Raw genomic sequence first — 20190 nt, forward strand, 5'->3', positions numbered from 1 at the left:
CTTCCCACTCATCGCACGGCCTTGGCCTGGTTCCGCAGCGTTTCGACCTCGGCGTCCAGCGCCGCCTCGCGGGCGACGATCTCCTCGACCGCCCTCAGCGCCTCATCGGCCCGGTGTGGCGGGATGACGATGACACCGTCCCCGTCGGCGGCGACGATGTCTCCGGGGTTCACCACCACACCGCCGATGGCGACCGGTTCGCCGATCGTGCCCGGGCCGTTCTTGAACGGCCCGGCGGGGGTGAGCCCGCGGGCGAAGACCGGGACCCCGAGCTCTCCGATGATCGCGGCGTCGCGCACATATCCGTCGACCACCGCGCCCGCGGCACCGTAGACGGCGAAGCGCTGGGCGAGGTTGTCGCCGATGATGGCGCGGCCGTCGTGGCCGAAGGCGTTGATGACCAGGATGTCACCGGGGCGGATGTGCTCGAGCGCCGCGATCACCGCCTTGTTGTCGCCCGCGACGGTGAGGACCGGGAGCGCCGTGCCGACGGCTTTGGCCCCGTTCCAGATGGGCGCGATGCCGCCGTCGACGATGTTCAGCCGGTCGAGGGCATCGCCGAGGTTGGCCACGGAGTGGGCGCGGAACTGGTCCAGCACCCGCCCGTCGACGCGTTCCCACGCGCCGCTCACGCGCACGTTGTCCTGGGTCATCGCAGGCTCCTTCACCGGGTCCGGGTCCGCCGGGCGGGGCGGTGGCGGGCGTCATCGGTTCACCACGCCCCAACAAGAAAGTGCGAAAGCTTTCGCGTTTCGCGAGAGTCAGTCTGCATCCATCCGTGACGCAAGACAAGGGGTGCCCAGTCCGCGAGATCGACCGCTTCGGGGCAGGTCACACCCCGGCAGCACCATCGAAAGCACCCTCAAATCGCCGAACGAACCCTGGAGTCCAAGGCGGAAGCGCGATGGAAGCGAAAGGTTAACGAAGGGCAACGCACATCCTTGACCACCCCAGAATGCGAATCTATTCTCATTCGCGATTCACGTCGCACCTTGGCTCTGATGCCGCTCCGCGACCCTTCCGTCCTGCCTCACCTCTGGCCTCATTCAGGCGAGCGAGCACGGCCCGAGCGCCGTCATCGCCTTCTCATGAACCCCGTAGAACCCGTAGACCCGAAACGTCCAGGTGCGCCCCGGCCCAGGAGCGACCGCTGACAGCGACCCCGTTCAGCGCATGATCCTTCAGGACACCGTTCCAGGAGTCCGCGACACCGAAAGTAATCGCGTATGACTACGTCAGATCGGCTCGACACCACTTCAGATCGTCACGACGCCGCGTCGGACACGCCCGACGCGGCACCGGTCGACATCGTCTCCGCTGACGGCAAGGTCGTCCGCAAGGCCACCTTCGCGGGCGCCATCGGGTCCTTCGTCGAGTGGTACGACTACGGCGTGTACGGCCTGCTGGTCACCTACCTCGCGATCAACATCATGGGCGAGGCCGAGGCCGGAGGACTCTTCCTCACCAACATCGGTTTCCTGGTCAGCTTTGTCGCCCGCCCGTTCGGCAGCGTCATCTGCGGATATCTGGGTGACCGGCTCGGGCGCAAGGGCCTTCTCGCCACCCTGCTGGTCCTCATCTCCGCCGCGACCGCGGCCATCGGCCTCATACCTTCATCCGGTGTCATCGGGGTCGCCGCGCCCGCGCTGCTGGTCCTGCTCCGTGTGCTCCAGGGGTTCTCGGCGGGTGGCGAAGTGGCCGGCGCCATGTCCTTCGTCGGCGAGTACGCGCCGGACACCCGCCGCAACTACATGATGAGCTTCATCGCGGTCGGCTCGTTCGTGGCCCTGATGTTCGGCAGTGCCCTCTCCGCCCTTCTCATCACGACGCTCGGCGATGACGCGATGACCTCATGGGCCTGGCGGGTGCCCTTCCTCCTGGCCGTCCCGCTCGGCTACGTCGGTTTCTACATCCGCCGCCGGCTGGAGGAGACCCCGCACTTCGAGGCGCTGCGCGAGCAGAACACCGTCGCGCGCAACCCGCTGCGGGAGGCATTGACCTCCCCACGCCATCTGAAGGCGATCGCCCTCACGATCTTCCTCCCCGCGCTCAACGGCCCCGGCTACTACCTGCTGTTCGTCTATATGCCGACCTATTTGAGGTCCTCGCTCGGCGAGCACAACTTCTCGATGCTGCGGTCGCTCACCGTCACGGCGTTCAGCCTGGTGGCCATCTCCCTCTGTATCCCGCTCATGGCCCGCCTGTCCGACCGGATCGGCCGCAAGCCCGTCCTCACCGGCTCCGCCGTGGCCATGGCCGCCGTCTCGTATCCGATGTTCCGGCTCATCACCACGGGCGAGTTCGGGCTCGCCTGCATCGGCACCATCGTGCTGGCGATCGCCTTCTCCGGCCACGCCGCGGTCGTCCACACCGCGCTCGCCGAGATGTTCCCGACCACGGTGCGCTACTCCGCCTACAGCATCGGGTTCAGCATCTCGACGATCATCTTCGGCGGCAGCGCGCCACTGGTGATGACCGAGCTGATCAAGTCGACCGGCTCCACGCTCGTCCCCGCCTTCGCCTCCATCATCACCGCCGTCATCACCCTGATCGCCATCGCCTTCCTGCGCGAGACCAAGGGCCGGCCCCTCACCGCCCGCTGAACACCCAACCCGGCACAAGGAGACACCATGGGAATCAACTCCGTAGCCGTCGTCGCCGACCTCGGCGAGAGCTTCGGCAACTACACCATCGGCGACGACGGCGCCCTGCTCGGTCTCGTCACCTCGTCGAACATCGCCTGCGGCTTCCACGCCGGTGACCCGCGCATCATGGACCGGACCGTCGCGGACTGCGTCGCCCGCGGCATCGAACTGGGCGCCCACCCCGGCTACCCCGACCTCGTCGGCTTCGGCCGTCGGCTCATCGAGGCGTCCGAAGAGGAGATCCGTACCGATGTCCTCTACCAGCTCGGCGCGCTCGACGCCTTCGCACGGGTGCACGGCGGCACCATCAGCCATGTCGCCCCGCACGGGCGGATGGGCTCGATCGCGCAGACCGACGCCAAGCACGCGCGGGCCATCACCGACGCGATCGCCGCGTACAACACCGACTACATCGTCATCTGCCAACGGGGGCTGCTCGCCGAGGAGTCGCGCAAGCGCGGGCTGGAGGTCGGCTATGTGTTCCTGGCCGACCGCGGCTACGGCGACGACGGCATGCCCGTCCCCCGCTCGCACGAAGGCGGCCTCATTTACGACCCCGAGCTGATCGGGCAGCGCTCGGCGCAGGTGGTGCGCGAGGGCACCGTGCGCTCGGTCAACGGCAAGGTGGTCCCGCTCGGCCACGACGCCGATGTGCTGCTGCTGCACGGCGACCACCCGTCCGTCCTCGCGAACGGCACCGCGCTGCGCGGTGCGCTCGGCGCCGCGGGCGTCCGCGTCGCCGGGCTGCGCGAGGTCCTGGCGGAAAAGGCGGAGGTCGCGCTCGCCGGCTGACGGCCGAGCGCACCAGGCGATGACCACAGCACAGTACGGCGCCCTCACCGTCGAGCCCTTCGGGGACTCGGCGGCGATGGTGACCATCCCCCACCCCGATCAGGCCATCCGAAGGGCCGGGATCGTCGCCTTCCGCGACCGGTTCCTGGCCCACCGCCCGCACGGCGTACTCGACGTCGTCTCCGGTCTGGAGTCCCTGCTCATCGAGTTCGACCCGCTGCGGACCGCGCTCGAGCATGTGGAGTACGCGGCCCGTCTGGTGGCCCGGTGGGCGCCTTCGCCGTCGGAGGGTACGGACGCGGGCCGCCCGCGGGCGGTGCGGGCGTTCACCGTCCCCGTCGTCTTCGACGAGGAGTCCGGCCCGGATCTGCGGTCCGTCGCCGAGGAATTGGGCCTGGCCCCGTCCGAGGTCGTCGAGGCGATCGCGGAGTCCACCTTCACGATCTCCCTCCTCGGCGCGGCGATGGCCCCGATGATGGACGGGCTCAAGGTGCCACGGCCGGTGCGCCGGCGGGCCGAACCGCGGACGGATGTCGCCCCCGGAGCGATCATGATCGCCGGCACCAACGCGATCATCCAGCCGTTCCCCGGTCCGACCGGATGGCGTGTCGTCGGGCGCACCCCGCACACCATCGTCGACATCTCCCGCCCGGACCCCGTCTCGTTCGGCACCGGTGACATCGTGCGCTTCGTCCCCGTGCCCCGGGACGCGGGCCCGGCGCGGGATGCCGGTTTCCTGCTGCCGGTGGAGGGGGCCGTATGACGACCGTGGCACTGGACATCACGAGCACCGGATGGGTCACCACGTTCCAGGATCTCGGCCGCCGCGATACGGAGCGGCGCGGTGTCCCCACCGGTGGCGCGGCCGACCAGCACTCGGCGGCCGTGGCGAACCTCCTGGTGGGCAACGCCAGGGGCGCGACACTGATCGAGAACTTCGGCGGCGAACTGGCCCTGGTCCCCGACGCCGACGTCCTGCTGGCGGTGACCGGCGCCCCCGCCCGGGTCACCGTCGGCGGCGCGCCCGTCGACACCTGGTCGCCGCTGGTGGTTCCGGCCGGCCAGGAGCTGCGGGTCCGCGGGGACATGAGCCGGGGGATCCGTACCTATCTGGCCGTGAACGGCACGCTGGCCGCGAAGACCCTGCTGGGGAGCGCGGCCCCGGACGCCAGGATGGGGTTCGGGCAGGTCATCGGCCGGGGCGAACGGGTGCTGCTGGAGACGGAGTTCCGGGGGTTCGGCCATCGGCTGTTCGCCTCGCCGCTGTTCCGGCTGCCCGTCCCCGTTCCGCGCTTCGACGACGGTCCCTGGGTCGTCGATGTCGTCGCGAGCCATGGCGTCCGTACGATCCCCGGCATCCGTGAGCTGATCGCGGAGTCGGCCTACGTCGTCACCCCTCGCTCCAACCATGTGGGGCTGCGGCTCGACGGACCGGTGCGGCATCCGGACTCCGAGGCCGAGATCGTGTCGCATGGAGTGCCCATCGGGGCGCTCCAGATCCCGCATGCCGACGAGCTGATCGTGCTCGGCCGCTACCGGAGCCTGACGGCGGGCTATCCGATCGTCGGTGTCGCCTCGCGAGCCTCCCTGCCACTGCTCGGACAGGCCGGTCCGGGGCGGGAGTTGCGGTTCCGCTGGACCGACCGCGAGGTCTCGCTGCGCCGGTTCGCGCGGCGCGAGGCGGAGGTGTGCGCACTGGGTCGGGCGGCTGCCGAGGCGTTCGGCGCCCTCGGCTTCGGGGAACCCTTGTCCCGCAATAAACGAGAATATATTCTCACTTGAAATCGACGTCTCATTTGCGTGGTGGAGGAGGAACGGTGACGACGTTGTCCGGCAGGACCGCGCTCATCACAGGAGCGGGCAGCGGGATGGGCCTGGAGACCGCACGGCTGCTCGCCCAGGACGGCGCCACCGTCGTACTGATCGGGCGCGGACAGGAGGCGCTCGACGCCGTCGCGGCCACCATCCGCGACGAGGGCGGCACGGCCCTCGCCCTCGCGGCCGATATCACCAGCGCCGACGATATGACGCGGGTCCTCGACCGGGTCCACGCCGAACTCGGCCCCGTCGACGTGCTCGTCAACAACGCGGGCAGCTCCTCGACGGTGCTCAACCCGCAGTGGCTCCCGCACGACGAGTGGCGCCAGGTCCTGGAAGTGAACCTCACCGCGGTCTTCCAGCTCACCCAGGCCGTGCTGCCCGACATGCTCGGCCGTGGCGGCGGGACGATCGTCACCGTCTCCTCGCTCGCCGCCGTCAACCCCAATCTGCTCGGCGGCGCCGCCTACGGCGCGGCCAAGGCCGGGGTCCGCAACTTCATGACCTTCCTGCACAACACCTTCCGCAACCAGGGGCTGCGCGCGATCACCGTGCTCCCCGGTGAGGCGGACACCCCCATCCTCGACAACCGCGCCCGCCCCCCGGCCCCGGAGGAGCGCGCCGAGATGGTGCGGCCCGCGGACGTGGCCCAGGCCATCCGCCTCGCCGTCACCCTCCCCCAGCGCGTCGTCCTCCAGGAGATCGTCGTCGCCCCCACCCGGCAGCGCGACACCTCCGCCGACCTCGAGATCAGCCGCTGGGCGGGCGCGCCCGCCGGCGCCACACCGCAGTCCTGAACACCCGCCACCAGGAGGAGCGCATGCCGCCCACCATCACCACGCAGCCGCCCCGGTTCGCCACCGCCGAGGCCGTCGCCCGCATCGCGGCCGCCTCCCGCCGGACGCAGCAGCCACAATCCCGGGCCGACCTGGTCTCCCTCGCCATGGGCGAACCCGACTTCGACACCCCCCGCCCGGTGGCCGAGGCGGCCCACGCCTCGCTGCGCGCCGGACGCACCCACTACTCACCGCTGCTCGGCGAACCGGCACTGCGCGAGGCACTCGCCGAGAAGCTCACCGGCCTGGCCAGGGCGCAGGTCGGTGCCGCGGACATCCTGATCACCCAGGGCGGGACCGCGGGCCTCGCCGCCTCGATCCTCGGCATCGTCAACCCCGGCGACAAGGTGGTCATCCCCGACCCCACCTACTCCCTCTACGCCGACCTGGTCAGCATGGCCGGAGGCACCGTCGTGCCCGTTCCGCTCGCCCCGGACCTGCACTGGGACCTCGACCGGCTCGCCGACGCCCTCACCGGCGCCCGGCTCTTCGTCTTCTGCAATCCCAGCAACCCGACCGGCATCGTGCACAGCCGCGAGGAACTCGAAGCGCTCGCCGAGCTGCTCGACACCACCTCGACCATCGTCATCTCCGACGAGGCGTACTCCGACCTCGACTACACCGGCCGCCCGTTCACCTCGGCGATCTCGCTCGACGGCCTGCGCGACCGCACCGTGTACTGCCAGACCTTCTCCAAGAGCTACGCCATGACCGGCTGGCGCGTCGGCTATCTGTGGGGCCCGTCGGCGCTCATCCAGGCTTCGGCACGCATCCACAACACCTTCAACGGCTCGGTGAACACCTTCGTCCAGGACGCCGCGCTCGCCGCGGTGCGAAGCTGCGACGAGGACGTGGCCCGCATGCGCGAGGCGTATGAGCAGCGACGCGACATCATGCGTACGGAACTCGCCGCGATCTCGGGCCTCACGCTCAGCTCGCCCGAGGGCGCGTTCTACCAATTCCCGCGCTACGACCTGGACTTGCCCTCGGTGGAGGTCGTCGCGGCCCTCCGCGCCCACGGCGTGGCCGTCCGGCCCGGCAGCGAGTTCGGCGCCCAGGGCGAGGGGCACCTCCGGCTGTCGTACGCTGCCAGCGCGCAGGCCATCACCGAGGGCGTACGCCGACTGGCCGAGGGCCTGTCGGCCCTGCGGTGAACGCCGTCCCCCACCCGACGAGGAGTCGACCCATGCGCAGTGACACCGAGCGCAACCGCAGGCACCTCATCAAGGCCGCCGCGCTGCTCTTCGAGAACTCGCCGACGCCGGTCAGCCTGGCCGAGATCGCCAAGCACGCCGAGGTGTCCACCGCGACGGCCTACCGGCACTTCTCCTCCGTCGAGGAGATCCTGCACGCGTTCCGGGCCCAGGTGGGCTCCGAGCTACGGGATTTCAGCAGCCGGCAGACCACCCGAGGCATGGTGCGACTCGAAGCGGTGTCGCGCTACTGGGTCTCCCTGGTGCTGGAACACGGCGGTGCGATGGCACAGATGCGGTCACACCGTGGCTATCTCGAACGGCTGAGTGAGGGCACCGGTTATCTCACCCCGCAGGCCGAGGCGCTCACCGAACCGCTGCGGCAGACCACCGAGGAACTCGGTCTGGGGGATCTCGGGGACGAGGCCCTGTATCTGTGGAACGCGCTGTTCGATCCGCGGGACATCCTCGACCTCATCAAGAGCGGACGTACCGAGGACGAGGCGGCCACCCGCCTCGTGGCCGCCCTGCGCGGCGCCCTCATCGGCTGGTCCAGTCCCTAGGGTCCCCTAATCTGGGCGCGGCAACCGCACGACCCACGGATCCACACCCGGCCCGCCCACACCTGAACAGAGAGACACCACATGGACGTCAGTGCCCAGATCGAAGCCGTCTACGACACCCTCCGCCGCCGGAACCCCGGGGAAGCGGAATTCCACCAGGCGGCCCACGAAGTCCTGCACGCCATAGGCCCCGTGCTGAAGGCGCACCCGGAGTACGCGGACGCCCGGATCGTGGAGCGGCTGTGTGAACCGGAACGACAGCTCATGTTCCGGGTCCCATGGGTGGACGACCAGGGAACGGTGCAGGTCAACCGCGGTTTCCGGGTGGAGTTCAACAGCGCCCTGGGACCGTACAAGGGCGGCCTGCGGTTCCACCCGAGCGTCAATCTGGGCATCGTGAAGTTCCTCGGCTTCGAGCAGATCTTCAAGAACGCGCTGACCGGCCTGGCCATCGGCGGCGGCAAGGGCGGTGCGGACTTCGACCCCAAGGGCCGCTCGGAAGCCGAGGTCATGCGATTCTGCCAGTCCTTCATGACCGAGCTGTACCGCCACCTCGGCGAGCACACCGATGTGCCCGCCGGGGACATCGGTGTGGGCGGCCGTGAGATCGGCTACCTCTTCGGCCAGTACAAGCGGATCACCAATCGCTTCGAGGCCGGGGTGCTGACCGGCAAGCCGGTCGGCTGGGGCGGTTCACACGCCCGTACCGAGGCCACCGGCTACGGCACCGTCTTCTTCGCCCAGGAGATGCTCGCCACCCGCGGTCAGGACTTCGACGGACGCCGGGTCGTGGTCTCCGGATCGGGAAACGTCGCCGTCTACGCCATCGAGAAGGTCCATGCCCTGGGCGGCCTCGTGGTGGCCTGCTCCGACTCCTCCGGCTACCTGGTCGACGAGAACGGCATCGACCTGGCCCTGCTCAAGGAGATCAAGGAGGTGCGCCGCGCCCGGCTCTCCGCCTACGCCGAGGCGAAGCCGAGCGCGCGGTTCTCCGACCGGGGGTCGGTCTTCGACGTGCCGTGCGAGATCGCCCTGCCGTGCGCGACCCAGAACGAGCTGCACCAGCAGGACGCCGGCGCGCTGGTGAAGAACGGCGTACTCGCCGTGGCCGAGGGCGCCAACATGCCGTGCACACCCGAGGCGGTCGAGGTGTTCCGTGGCGCGGGGGTCCTCTTCGGCCCGGGCAAGGCGGCCAACGCGGGCGGGGTCGCCACCTCCGCACTGGAGATGCAGCAGAACGCCTCCCGCGACCGCTGGACCTTCGAGCGCACGGAGGACCAGCTCGCCGGCATCATGCGGCAGGTCCACGCCCAGTGCCGCGCCTCCGCCGAGATCTACGGGGGTGACGCCGAGGACTATGTGCTCGGGGCCAACACGGCGGGCTTCCGCCATGTGGCGGACGCGATGATGGCACAGGGAGTCATCTGACCCACGGCACGCACGGCGGCGCACCCGAAGGCAACCTCGTGCACCCGAAGGCAACCCCGTCAGGGCTTGGGGTTGCCTTCGTGTGCGCTTCAACTCCTACTGTCCCCGGGCATGGAGACCACGGCGCACAACAGAACACTGGGCCGCAGCGGCATCGGGGTAAGCGCTCTCGGCTTCGGCTGCTGGGCCATCGGCGGTGAGTGGCAGTCCACCGACGGACAGCCCCTGGGCTGGGGCAAGGTCGACGACGAGGAGTCCGTACGGGCGATTCAGCGCGCACTCGACCTCGGCGTCACCTTCTTCGACACCGCCGACGCGTACGGCACCGGCCACAGCGAACGCATCCTCGGCCGCGCCCTCGGCAAGCACCGCACCGACGTCGTCATCGCGACAAAATGGGGCAATGTCTTCAACGAGCGAACCCGGACCCGGGAGGGGCAGGACGACTCCCCGGAACACCTGCGCCGCGCCCTGACCGCCTCACTGCGGCGCCTGAACACCGACCACATCGACCTGTACCAACTCCACATCTCCGACGCCGACCCCGAGCGCGCCGCCCAACTCCGCTACGTCTGCGAGGAGTTGGTGCGCGAGGGGCTGATCCGCGCGTACGCGTGGAGCACGGACGACCCCGTCCGGGCCGCCGTCTTCGCCCAGGGCCCGCGCTGCGCGGCCGTCCAGCACCGCCTGAACATCCTCCAGGACGCGCCCGAACTCCTCGCCCTCTGCGCCGAGTCGGACCTCGCCAGCATCAACCGCAGCCCCCTCGCCATGGGACTGCTCACCGGCAAACACACCGCCGGACGCGCCCTGGACAACGCGGATATCCGCAACGCACCCCCCGCCTGGCTGCCGGGCTTCATCCCGAACACGGGCGCGGACCCGGCCTGGCTCCAGCGCGTCGACGCCCTGCGGTCCATCCTCACCAGCGACGGCCGCACCCTCGCCCAGGGCGCCCTCGCCTGGATCTGGGCCCGCAGCCCACGGACGATCCCGATCCCCGGCTTCCGTACGGTCGCCCAAGCCGAGGAGAACGCGGGCGCGCTCACGAAGGGGCCACTCACCGCGGGGCAGATGGCCGACGTCGACCGGATCCTGGGGCGCTGAGCGCGGATCCCGGCCGGGCGGGCGACAGAAGGTCCACGGAGCGACATAGGGCGCGTTCGACTTCTTCAGGCGAACCTCGCCGCTGTGCTCTTCTTGCTTCATCTCTTGACGTGTCTGGTTCAGACCTTTAATTTCACCCATCGCCCGTCAGCGAAAAGCCGTGCCTCTGCGATGGTGGACAACCCGCTCCGCAGCCGTGTCGGCGTTGGCCGTCGGTGTCCAGATCCCCCACCCGTGACAGCGGCAACATCCGCACAGCGAGGAGCGCACATGCAGGAGAGCGGAGACATCCGATCGCCCAGGACGGCATCCGTGGCCATCCGGCTGCTGGTGCTGTTGGCCACGCTGCTGGGCCTGGCGATCGCCCCCGTCCACGCGACGGCGCGCAGCGCGGCCGCCCCGTTCAAGGTCCTGGCCTTGTACAACGGAACCTGGGACGCCGCCCACATCAACTTCGTCCATGAAGCGAACGAGTGGTTCCCCAGCAGGCGGCACAGAACGGCTTCACCTACACCGCGAGCAACAACTGGAACCTGCTCGCCGACGGCGGGGTCGACGACTACAAGGTGGTGCTGTTCCTCGACGACCTGCCGCAGACCTCCGCCCAACGCGCCGGGTTCGAGCGCTATATGCGCGCGGGTGGCGCCTGGATGGGGTTCCATGTGGCGGCCTTCACCACCGAGGCGCAGAGCTGGCCCTGGTATCACAATGAGTTCCTCGGCAGCGGCAACTTCAAGTCCAACACCTCGGGACCGACCACCGCCACCCTGAAGGTGGAGGACCGCACACACCCGTCCACCAAGTCCCTGCCCGCCACCTTCACCTCGTCGGTCAGCGAGTGGTATAGCTGGTCCAACGACCTGCGGCAGAATCCGGACATCAAGATCCTGGCCTCCGTCGACCCGAGCAGCTTCCCGCTCGGCACCGACCCCAACCAGACCTGGTACAGCGGCTATTACCCGATCCTGTGGACGAACAGCAAGTACAAGATGCTCTACGCGAACTTCGGCCACAACGCGATGGACTACGACACCAACACCCCCCTGTCGTCCACCTTCGCGAGCGAGACACAGAACCGCTTCCTCCTCGACGGCCTGAAGTGGCTCGGCGGCGCAAGCGGCTCCCAGTCACCGGCCGCCGCCACCCCCGAATCCGCCCGGACACCCATAACCCAGAAGTAGCCCCCACACCATCGAGACCCCAGGCCGCCCCGGAAATCCGGGGCGGCCACCTTCGTCTCCGGCCGAGATGACGAATCGGGAGCCGGTTCCGCGTCACCTGATACGCCAGTGATGATCACTCGGGTAGAGTCCCTGCACACCTGCGGACCCCGCCAGGCCCCTACGACCTGCGGTGACGCAATGACGCATTGACGAACGGCACACGATCAGCCCTCATGTGCAGGAGGCCGTCATGTCCCCCCAATCCGTCCTCGCCGCCCTGACATCCGGGTTGCGAAGTGGTGCGATCGAAGTCGTCGACCTCACCTCGCCCCTGTCGTCCTCCACACCGGTGCTCCAGTTGCCCTCCGAGTTCGGCCAGACCGCGGTCTTCGAACTGGAGGAGATCAGCAGGTACGACAACCGGGGGCCGGCCTGGTACTGGAACAACTTCCGCAGTGGTGAGCACACGGGCACCCACTTCGACGCGCCGAACCACTGGGTCACCGGGAAGGACCTCGCCGACGTGGCGTCGGTTCCGGTACGCAGGCTGATCGCACCGGCGGCCGTGCTGGACTTCTCCGCCGAGGCGGAGGCGGACCCCGACTTCCTCGTCGAGGTGGAGCATGTGAAGGCGTGGGAGGCCGAGAACGGGCCGCTGCCCGAGGGTGGCTGGCTGCTGGTGCGTACCGGCTGGGACGCCCGTTCGCATGCGCGGGAGCCGTTCCTCAACGCCGACGCGAGCGGCTCGCACACCCCTGGGCTGTCACCGGAGTGTGCCCGGTGGGTGGCGGAGGAGTCGCCGGTGATCGGCCTCGGTGTCGAAACGGTGGGCACCGACGCCGGGCAGGCGCCGTCGTTCGACCCGGCCTTCCCGTGTCATTCCTATCTCATGGGCAGTGACAAGTACGGGCTTACGCAGTTGCGGAACCTGTCGGCGCTGCCACCGACCGGCGCCGTCATCTTCGCGGGGCCGTTGCCCATCGTCACCGGGTCCGGGGCTCCCGCGCGGGTGCTCGCGCTGGTGGAGCGCTCATGAAGGTCGCGGAGGCCGTGGGCCGGGCGCTGTCCGCGGCAGGTGTCGACCATGTATTCGGCGTGGTCGGCTCGGGAAACTTCCATCTGACCAATGCCATGGTGGCGGCGGGTTCCCGGTTCGTCGCCGCACGTCATGAGGGTGGCGCGGCCACGATGGCCGATGCGTACGCGCGGATGAGCGGGAAAGTGGCCGCGCTGACCGTGCATCAGGGGTGCGGCCTCACGAACGCCATCACCGGTATCGGCGAGGCGGCCAAGAGCCGTACGCCGCTCCTCGTGCTGGCGGCCGAAGCCACCGAGCCGACGTCCAACTTCGCCGTCGGCCAAGAGGCGTTGGCGCACGCCGTGGGCGCGGTCACGGCGCGTGTGACGTCGGCGGAGGACGCGGTCGAGCAGGCACGCACCGCGATGCGACGCGCCCTGCACGAACGGCGCACCGTACTGCTCAACCTCCCATTGGACGTACAGGCCCTGGACGCACCCGACGACGCACCGGTCCTGGCCGCGCCGCCGCCCGAACGTACCGCGGTCGAGCCGGTGCCGGACGACGTGGCGGCGTTGGCGCGGGTGCTCGATCGGTCACGCCGTCCGGTCTTCGTGGCCGGGCGGGGATCGCGCGCGCCCGGCGCCCGAGATGCCCTCGTGGCGCTCGCCGAGCGCCACGGTGCGCTGCTGGCCACGTCGGCCGTAGCCCGCGGACTGTTCCATGACGACCCGTGGTCGCTCGATGTGTCCGGCGGCTTCTCGTCCCCCCTCACGGCGGAGCTGATCCAGGGGGCGGACCTGATCGTGGGCTGGGGCTGCGCGCTGAACATGTGGACGACGCGGCACGGTCGGCTGATCGGCCCGGACACGACCGTCGTACAGGTCGACGACGACACCTCGGCGCTCGGTGCGCACCGGGAGGTGCACCTCGGCGTCACCGGCGATGTGGAACTCATGGCGCGGCAGGTGCTCGATACACCCGGACGGCAACGGGAGGGTTACCGCACCGCCGACATCGGCGCGGCCATCGCGGCACGGGTGCGGTGGCGGGATGTGCCGTACGAGGACGAGAGCAGCCGTGACCGGATCGACCCGAGGACGCTGAGCATCGCGCTCGACGACATCCTCCCCGCCGAGCGGGTGCTGGGCGTGGACTCCGGAAACTTCATGGGCTACCCGACCATGTACCTGTCCGTGCCGGACCACAACGGCCTGTGCTTCACCCAGGCGTTCCAGTCCATCGGCCTGGGCCTGGCGACGGCCATCGGCGCGGCGCTGGCGCGGCCGGACCGGCTGCCCGTGGCCGCGCTCGGCGACGGCGGCGCGCTGATGAGCGCCGCCGAACTCGACACCGTACGCCGCCTCGGGCTGCCGATGGTGGTGGTCGTCTACAACGACGACGCCTACGGGGCCGAGGTGCACCACTTCAAGCCCGGCGGATATCCGCTCGACACGGTCGAGTTCCCGCCGACAGACATCGCCGCCGTGGCGCGAGGGTACGGCTTCGAGGCGGTGACCGTGCGCACGCCCGCGGACCTCGAGGCCGTCGAGGACTGGGTCGCCGGACCGCGATCCGTGCCACTCCTCATCGATGCCAAGGTGGTCGGCGACCACGGGGCCTGGTGGCTTGAGGAGGCGTTCCGCGGCCACTGAGCCATCGGGGCCCCGAGAGCGGAAGGGCTTGCCCGACCGCACCCGCCGTGCTTTCGGTGTCGGCGCCGACCGTCGGCGCCGACACCGAGGGGTTACGACACGACAGCGCCACCGGCGTGTTGCCCGGTGCTCTCCAGCTCCTCCGGCGCGTGACTGAGCTGCTCGCGCAGGTAGTTCCACACCACCGCGATCAGCGCGGCCACCGGTACGGCGAGCAGACTGCCCACGATCCCGGCCAGGCTGCTGCCCAACGTCACCGCCAGCAGGATGACCGCCGCGTGCAGACCGAGCCCACGGCTTTGGATCATGGGCTGGAACACATTGCCCTCCAACTGCTGCACCACGACGATGATCGCCAGCGCGATCAGCGCGTCCGTCGAGCCGTTGGACACCAACGCGATGAGCACCGCGACCGCACCCGCGAACAAGGCCCCCACAATGGGCACGAACGCGCAGATGAAGGTCAGGACCGCCAGCGGCAGCACCAGCGGTACTCCCAAAGCCCACAGACCGAGTCCGATGAGAACGGCGTCCAGCAGGCCGACCAACGCCTGGGAACGCACGAAGGCACCCAGAGTGTCCCAACCGCGCGCGGCCACCACGGGGATGTCGGTGGCGAGCCGACCGGGCAGTTGGCGGGCGAGCCACGGCAGGAACCGCGGACCGTCCTTGAGGAAGAAGAACATCAAGAAGAGCGCGAGGACGGCGGTGACCACACCATCGATCACGGTGCTCACCCCCGAGACGAGGGTGCTGACCAAGCTGCCGGCGCTGCTCTGAAGCCGGTCGGCCGCGGTGTCGGTGGCCTTGGTGATCTGGGCATCGCTGATGTTCAGCGGTGGCCCGGCGGCCCATTCACGCACCTGCTGGATGCCTTCGGTCACCCGGTCGGTCAGTTCGCCGGACTGGGACGCCACCGGTACCGCGATCAGCGCCACGATGCCCGTGATGACCAGGAGGAACAACACGGTCACGATCGAGGCGGCCAGCGCGGGCGGCCACCCGTGCCCACGCAGAAAGCGGGCCAGGGGCCAGGTCAGCGTCGTAAGGAGCAGGCCGACGACGAATGGCCAGACCACCGACCACATCTGGCCCAGGCCCCAAAGGACCACCGTGGCCATGAGGAGGACCAGAAGCAAATCAAGGGAGATACGCGCCGATTGGCGGAGCGCGACGCGGGTTTTCGCTGAACTCAACGTGGGAGGCATGGGCCACCCGTACCCCATGGCCATTGCCGCTGTCCACTCGACACGAACCCACGCCGCAGTGGCCACCAACTGGCCGGTACGGCAGGCGACTTCGGCTCCGTGTCCGCTCAGCCGGTGTGGCGGACCCGAAGGCGATCGGGGTCCGCCGGATCCCGATCGACCACCTGGACGGGCGCCCAAGCCCATTGCCACACGTTGATGCCCGGCGTACGGGAGAACTGGATCTGCCCGCGGGTGCCCTCGACCCCGACGCGCGCCCACGCTTCGGCCGTGCGCGCCCGGTCCACACCGTGAGAACGCAGCACCTCGGCGAGGACGGCGACCGTGTCGTAGCCCTCGAAGGCGACGAAGGAGGGGGACTCGGCCAGCCGCTCGCGCAGGGCCGTCTCGACTCGTACACCGAGTGGGCCGAGACGCTCGGGCAGGTAGCGCAAGAACGGGATCGCCGCGCCGTCGTCGCCCAGCGACCTCGCCCATTCGGCGAACTCCGGTTGCCCGGCCGGAGCACCCATCATCACCCCGGCGAGGCGCCGGTCGCGGCGGACAGCCTTGACGATCGACACGGCCGGGTCCGGGTGTCCGACCAGAAGGAGGAGGGCCGTCGCGCGTTGGCCGACGAGTTCGTCGCACACCGCCGTGGGGGTGAGCGCGCGCATATCGAGTTCGATGACGGTGCCGCCGCGTGGCGCGAGGTGGTCCCGCAGAATGCGGGTCCCCGATGCCCAGTAGACACTCGGCTGGGTCGCCACGGCGATGCGGCTGTGGCCCGCACCGAGAAGGAAGTCCGCGTAGATCTGCCAGCCGTGGGACTGCGCCGGGGCGAGGCGCGCGACCCATTCCGTCGGCTGTTCGGTGAGCGCGTCGAGCACCGCCGACGAGCAGAGGAACGGCAGACCGAGGGCATCGGCCCTGGCGGCAGCGGTGCGAGCGACGACGCTGTGATACTCCCCCGCCACGGCTGCCACGCCCAGGCCGGCCAATTCGTCGACGGCCGCCGCGGCCCTCTGTGGATCAGCCGCGGTGTCCCGGACCACCAGCTCGAGTGGTCTTCCGGCGATCCCGCCACCGTCATTGACCTCACGAACGGCCAACTCCATTCCAGCGAGCAGGTGTTGGCCCGCCTCGACCCAGCCGGGCCGAGTCAGCGGAACGAGAGCGCCGATCCGGACGGCTGACCCGTCAGTCCGCTCGGCTCCAGACGGCGATGGTGGTGATGGTGGCGTATTCATGTGCTGGTGTCTCCCGAGCGACGATTCGGCTGCGGTCGCGGTCGCGATCGCGGTTGCAGTCGCCAGGATCTCAGAGTGATCCTCAGCGGCGCCGAGAGTGGCCCGAGAGAGAGGGTTTCACGCGCGAGCGATGAGTTCGGGTGGCCGATCGGGTCTGCCCTGATATGACTCGAATCATCGCTGACATCTCGGTCTCCCTCGACGGCTTCGTCACCGGGCCCGACCCCGGCCCGGACAACGGTCTGGGCACCGGCGGCGAGGCCCTGCACACCTGGGCGTTCTCCGAGGCCCCCGACGACCGCCGGATCCTGCGCGAGGCCGCCGCCCGCTCGGGCGCCGTCATCCTCGGCCGCCGGCTCTTCGACATCGTCGACGGCCCGAACGGCTGGGACGACACGACCGGCTACGGTGCCCGCGAGGTCGGCAAGCCCGCGTTCATCGTCGTGACCAGCTCGCCGCCGGAGTCGGTGCGCCTCACCGACCTCGACTGGACGTTCGTCACCACCGGGCTGCCCGACGCCATCGCCACCGCGCGCGAACGGGCCGAGGCGGCGTCGTCCGACAGCGGCAAGGACCTCGACGCCGTCCTCATGGGCGGCGGCGCCACGATCCGCTCGGCGCTCGCCGCCGGTCTGGTCGACGAGCTGACCCTGCACCTCGCGCCCGTCGTACTGGGCGCCGGGACCCCCCTGTTCACCGGCGGAGCGCCACGCACACTGGTGCAGCGCAGCGTGATCTCGACATCGACGGTGACACACCTGACCTACGACGTCCTCTGACGCCTCCGACCGGGTTCGTACTGTGGACTGGGGGCGCTGGCGCCGGCTTCGTTCCGTGGACTACGTTGTGCGCATGAATCCCGGGACGGCATCGCGCCACACACGGATTGGTGACCCGGTGCTCCGCTGAGCGCCGTACGGGCCGGTGCGGGCCCGCTCTTCGATCGAGGATCGTGCGCCGCCGCGCGGGCTCCGCCTCCGTCGTGTTGATCACAGCTTCGGCACATCAACCACGACAGGAGAGTTCATGCCCACCAAGACGCTGCTGATTCCCACCCCCGACGGCCAGGCCGACGCCTTCGCCGCCTTCCCCGACCGGGGCGGGCGGCACCCGGGGGTGCTGATGTACCCGGACGCCTTCGGAGTGCGGCCCGTGCTGGAGGAGATGGCCCACGAGCTGGCCGGACACGGGTACTACGTGCTCGTCCCCAACTTCTACTACCGGCACGGCCCGGCACCGGTGATCGAACTTCCCGAGCACATCGATGAGGAGACCCGGCCCGCGGTCATCGGCCAACTGATGCCCTTGCTCGAGGCACACATCACCACCGAACGTGTCCTGCGCGACGCCGATGCCTACCTCACCTTCCTCACCGCCCAGCCCGAGGTCAGCGCCGGACCGGTCGCCGTGACCGGCTACTGCATCGGCAGCCTCTTGGCCCTGCGCACCGCGGCGGCCCATCCGGACCAGGTGGCCGCCGTCGCCGGATTCCATCCCGGTTTCGTGGTCACCGACGCGCCCGACAGCCCACACCGCCTCGTGCCCAAGCTCACCGCCGAAGTCCATCTCGGCCTCGCCGAGGGCGACTTGTCGCCCGAGGTCATCAGTGAGCTCTACCAGGCCCTGGATGCCGCGGGTGTCGGCCACACCTGCGAGATCTACCCCGACACCCTCCACGGCTTCACCATGTCGGACACCGACGCTTTCAGCACCGCCGGGCGGAAGCGCCACTGGGACCGTCTGCTCTCTCTCCTGGATCGCACCGTGGCCGCCGGCTGAGGCTCCGGCAGCCGAAACGCCGGCCGGTCGGCCGGAGAGCGAACGGCGGGCGTCCCGGCCGGTGTGCGATCAGGCGGCGATCAGGGGACGGTCAGGGGGCGATCAGCACCGTCTTGCCGGGCAGTCGCCCGGCGGCGGAGTCCTCATGCACGGCGCGCGACTCGGCCACCGGGCGGCGGTCGGCGATGTGGATGCGGAGCCGACCGTCATCGACCCTGGCCACCAGCTCGGTCAACTGGGCGGCGTCGCCGCGGACCCACAGGCCGGCCGCGCGTACCGAGCGGGCGGGGTCCTCCGGAATCGGGCCCGCCGTGCTGGCCGCTACGCCGCCGTCGGCGACGTAGCGCGACAGTTGCGCGGCCTCTTCCTCGGTGCCGCGCACATGGTTGAGCAGAACCTCGAAGGGGCCACCCACCGTGGCGGGGCCCGCGGCGAGATCGAGGCGGCCGACGACCCGGGCGCCGTAGCCCTGAAGCCGCTCGGCGTGCCGCGGACTGGCCGATGCGGTCACCTGCGCTCCCGCGTCGACGGCGAGCTGCACCGCGAGACTGCCCACCGCGCCCCCTGCGCCGTTGACCAGAACGGTCTGCCCGGGCTTCAGTTCGGCGAGCTCGAACAACACCTGCCAGGCCGACAGGCCAGTAAGGGGCAGCGCCGCGGCGTCGGCCAGGTCGATCGACCGGGGCGCCGCGGCCAGGGCCTCGGCCGGGGCGAGCACGTACTCGGCGGCCGCGCCCACTGCGTCGAGGGGCAGCATGGCCACGACCCGGTCGCCGACCGCCACGCCTGTCACCTCCGGCCCGAGTTCGGCGACGGTGCCCGCCAGGTCGATCCCGGGCACATGCGGGAGAGCGATGGGGAGCATCGCGTTCAGGGCTCCGGCGCGGATGTGGTCGTCGACCGGGTTGAACGACGTGGCCGCCACCCGCACCAGCACCTGCCCGGTGTCGGGGACCGGACGCTCGACCTCCTCGTAGCGCAGGACCTCGCTGCTGCCGAAGCCGTGGTAGCGCACTGCCTTCATGGCACTTCCCTTTGTGTGTGTCGATGTATCGGTGTTGGGCGAGAGAGAGCGCCCTTTGACTTGCCCAGGCAAGTCAAACGTAACCCCGATTGAGTTGCCTGGGCAAGTCATCTGAGTTGCCCAGGCAAGTAGGATGTGAGGCATGGACACTTCGTCACCCTGGCTCGACGACGACCAGCAAGAGCTGTGGCAGGCCCTGCTCACCGTCGTCATCGCACTCCCGGCGGCCCTCGACCGTCAGCTACAACGAGATGCGGGCATCTCCAACTTCGAGTACGGCGTTCTGGCCCGGCTGTCCATGACCGACGAGGCCACGATGCGACTCAGCGACCTGGCCCGGGACTGCGACAGCACGCAGCCCCGCCTGTCGAAGGTGATGGACCGCTTCGAAGCCCGCGACTGGGTCGCCCGCCGACCCGACCCCACCGACGGCCGATACACCCTCGCCACACTGACCGACACCGGCCGGCAGAAGGTCGTCGCGAGCGCGCCGGAACACGTCGCGCAGGTGAAGCGGCTCGTCTTCGATCCGCTCAGCGCCGCTCAACGCCGCCACCTCAGCGCCGCACTCACCCGAATCGCCGCCACCGTGCGCCAAGAACTCGAAGGAGGGTGAGCCTCGTCCGGAGCCCTGCCGCTGTCGTTCTGACGCTGCCGTTCTGATGCCGTCGTGCGATGGATGGTTCGGCTCGGCCGATCGGTGCGCTCGGAAACTCGCGATTGTTCCGCCGC

General features: G+C 69.8%; 18 protein-coding genes and 1 pseudogene. 15 read left to right on the forward strand and 4 right to left on the reverse strand.

The genetic code is table 11. The features are described from left to right. Window positions 1-8: 8 nt before the first annotated feature. Window positions 9-653, reverse strand: coding sequence for an RraA family protein (locus ACK1X7_RS08935; protein WP_385152601.1), 645 nt, complete (start codon window positions 651-653; stop codon window positions 9-11). Window positions 654-1226: 573 nt separating this feature from the next. Between ACK1X7_RS08935 and ACK1X7_RS08940 the strand changes: the two genes are divergently transcribed. The 12 genes and pseudogenes from ACK1X7_RS08940 (at window position 1227) to ACK1X7_RS08995 (ending at window position 14218) form a co-directional block, all read left to right on the forward strand. Beyond that, entirely contained in the window at window positions 1227-2603 is a 1377-nt protein-coding gene (locus ACK1X7_RS08940; RefSeq protein ID WP_385152598.1) for an MFS transporter, read from the forward strand. Window positions 2604-2630: 27 nt separating this feature from the next. Further along, window positions 2631-3437 (forward strand): LamB/YcsF family protein, encoded by an 807-nt coding sequence (locus tag ACK1X7_RS08945; protein ID WP_385152594.1) that lies wholly within the window; start codon window positions 2631-2633, stop codon window positions 3435-3437. A gap of 19 nt (window positions 3438-3456) precedes the next feature. Beyond that, complete coding sequence (locus ACK1X7_RS08950; RefSeq protein WP_385152591.1) at window positions 3457-4200, forward strand: 5-oxoprolinase subunit B family protein; 744 nt, start codon at window positions 3457-3459, stop codon at window positions 4198-4200. Next, entirely contained in the window at window positions 4197-5219 is a 1023-nt protein-coding gene (locus ACK1X7_RS08955; RefSeq protein ID WP_385152588.1) for a biotin-dependent carboxyltransferase family protein, read from the forward strand. The genes ACK1X7_RS08950 and ACK1X7_RS08955 overlap by 4 nt, the downstream gene beginning before the upstream one ends. A gap of 35 nt (window positions 5220-5254) precedes the next feature. Beyond that, complete coding sequence (locus ACK1X7_RS08960; RefSeq protein WP_385152585.1) at window positions 5255-6052, forward strand: SDR family oxidoreductase; 798 nt, start codon at window positions 5255-5257, stop codon at window positions 6050-6052. Between the two features lie 23 nt (window positions 6053-6075). Continuing rightward, the gene (locus ACK1X7_RS08965; protein WP_385152582.1) at window positions 6076-7245 is read left to right on the forward strand and encodes a pyridoxal phosphate-dependent aminotransferase; all 1170 of its coding nucleotides are present in this window, start codon (window positions 6076-6078) and stop codon (window positions 7243-7245) included. 32 nt (window positions 7246-7277) lie between these two features. After that, window positions 7278-7847, forward strand: coding sequence for a TetR/AcrR family transcriptional regulator (locus ACK1X7_RS08970; RefSeq protein ID WP_385152580.1), 570 nt, complete (start codon window positions 7278-7280; stop codon window positions 7845-7847). Window positions 7848-7928: 81 nt separating this feature from the next. After that, complete coding sequence (gdhA, locus tag ACK1X7_RS08975) at window positions 7929-9275, forward strand: NADP-specific glutamate dehydrogenase (protein WP_385152577.1); 1347 nt, start codon at window positions 7929-7931, stop codon at window positions 9273-9275. Between the two features lie 111 nt (window positions 9276-9386). After that, complete coding sequence (locus ACK1X7_RS08980; RefSeq protein ID WP_413114914.1) at window positions 9387-10382, forward strand: aldo/keto reductase; 996 nt, start codon at window positions 9387-9389, stop codon at window positions 10380-10382. A gap of 270 nt (window positions 10383-10652) precedes the next feature. Further along, window positions 10653-11539 (forward strand): annotated as a pseudogene (locus ACK1X7_RS08985) (ThuA domain-containing protein); the annotation flags it as partial. A 256-nt stretch (window positions 11540-11795) separates the two neighbouring features. After that, the gene (locus ACK1X7_RS08990) at window positions 11796-12581 is read left to right on the forward strand and encodes a cyclase family protein (protein ID WP_385152571.1); all 786 of its coding nucleotides are present in this window, start codon (window positions 11796-11798) and stop codon (window positions 12579-12581) included. Then, window positions 12578-14218: a thiamine pyrophosphate-binding protein gene (locus tag ACK1X7_RS08995; RefSeq protein WP_413114915.1), complete on the forward strand. Its 1641-nt coding sequence runs from the start codon at window positions 12578-12580 to the stop codon at window positions 14216-14218. Before ACK1X7_RS08990 ends, ACK1X7_RS08995 begins: the two co-directional genes overlap by 4 nt. Window positions 14219-14310: 92 nt before the next feature. On the opposite strand, the gene ACK1X7_RS09000 is transcribed toward ACK1X7_RS08995, so the two are convergent. Together ACK1X7_RS09000 and ACK1X7_RS09005 are read right to left on the reverse strand one after the other, a co-directional pair. Next, window positions 14311-15426 carry an AI-2E family transporter gene (locus ACK1X7_RS09000; protein ID WP_385153236.1) on the reverse strand — a complete coding sequence of 372 codons (1116 nt, stop codon included), beginning with the start codon at window positions 15424-15426 and terminating at the stop codon, window positions 14311-14313. A gap of 107 nt (window positions 15427-15533) precedes the next feature. Next, a complete protein-coding gene (locus ACK1X7_RS09005) occupies window positions 15534-16655 on the reverse strand; it encodes an ABC transporter substrate-binding protein (RefSeq protein WP_385153233.1) in 1122 nt (373 codons plus the stop codon). A gap of 164 nt (window positions 16656-16819) precedes the next feature. On the opposite strand from ACK1X7_RS09005, the gene ACK1X7_RS09010 reads away from it, so the two are divergent. Continuing rightward, the gene (locus tag ACK1X7_RS09010) at window positions 16820-17434 is read left to right on the forward strand and encodes a dihydrofolate reductase family protein (RefSeq protein WP_390792558.1); all 615 of its coding nucleotides are present in this window, start codon (window positions 16820-16822) and stop codon (window positions 17432-17434) included. A gap of 247 nt (window positions 17435-17681) precedes the next feature. Then, window positions 17682-18434: a dienelactone hydrolase family protein gene (locus ACK1X7_RS09015; protein ID WP_390792557.1), complete on the forward strand. Its 753-nt coding sequence runs from the start codon at window positions 17682-17684 to the stop codon at window positions 18432-18434. A gap of 91 nt (window positions 18435-18525) precedes the next feature. Here ACK1X7_RS09015 and ACK1X7_RS09020 read toward each other — a convergent pair whose 3' ends face one another. Further along, window positions 18526-19458 carry an NADP-dependent oxidoreductase gene (locus ACK1X7_RS09020; protein ID WP_390792556.1) on the reverse strand — a complete coding sequence of 311 codons (933 nt, stop codon included), beginning with the start codon at window positions 19456-19458 and terminating at the stop codon, window positions 18526-18528. A 142-nt stretch (window positions 19459-19600) separates the two neighbouring features. Between ACK1X7_RS09020 and ACK1X7_RS09025 the strand changes: the two genes are divergently transcribed. Continuing rightward, window positions 19601-20074, forward strand: coding sequence for a MarR family winged helix-turn-helix transcriptional regulator (locus ACK1X7_RS09025; RefSeq protein ID WP_385153221.1), 474 nt, complete (start codon window positions 19601-19603; stop codon window positions 20072-20074). The last annotated feature ends 116 nt before the right edge of the window (window positions 20075-20190 follow it).

Origin of the sequence: Streptomyces sp. CY-1, assembly GCF_047218265.1 — a bacterium.
Classification (GTDB): domain Bacteria; phylum Actinomycetota; class Actinomycetes; order Streptomycetales; family Streptomycetaceae; genus Streptomyces; species Streptomyces niphimycinicus.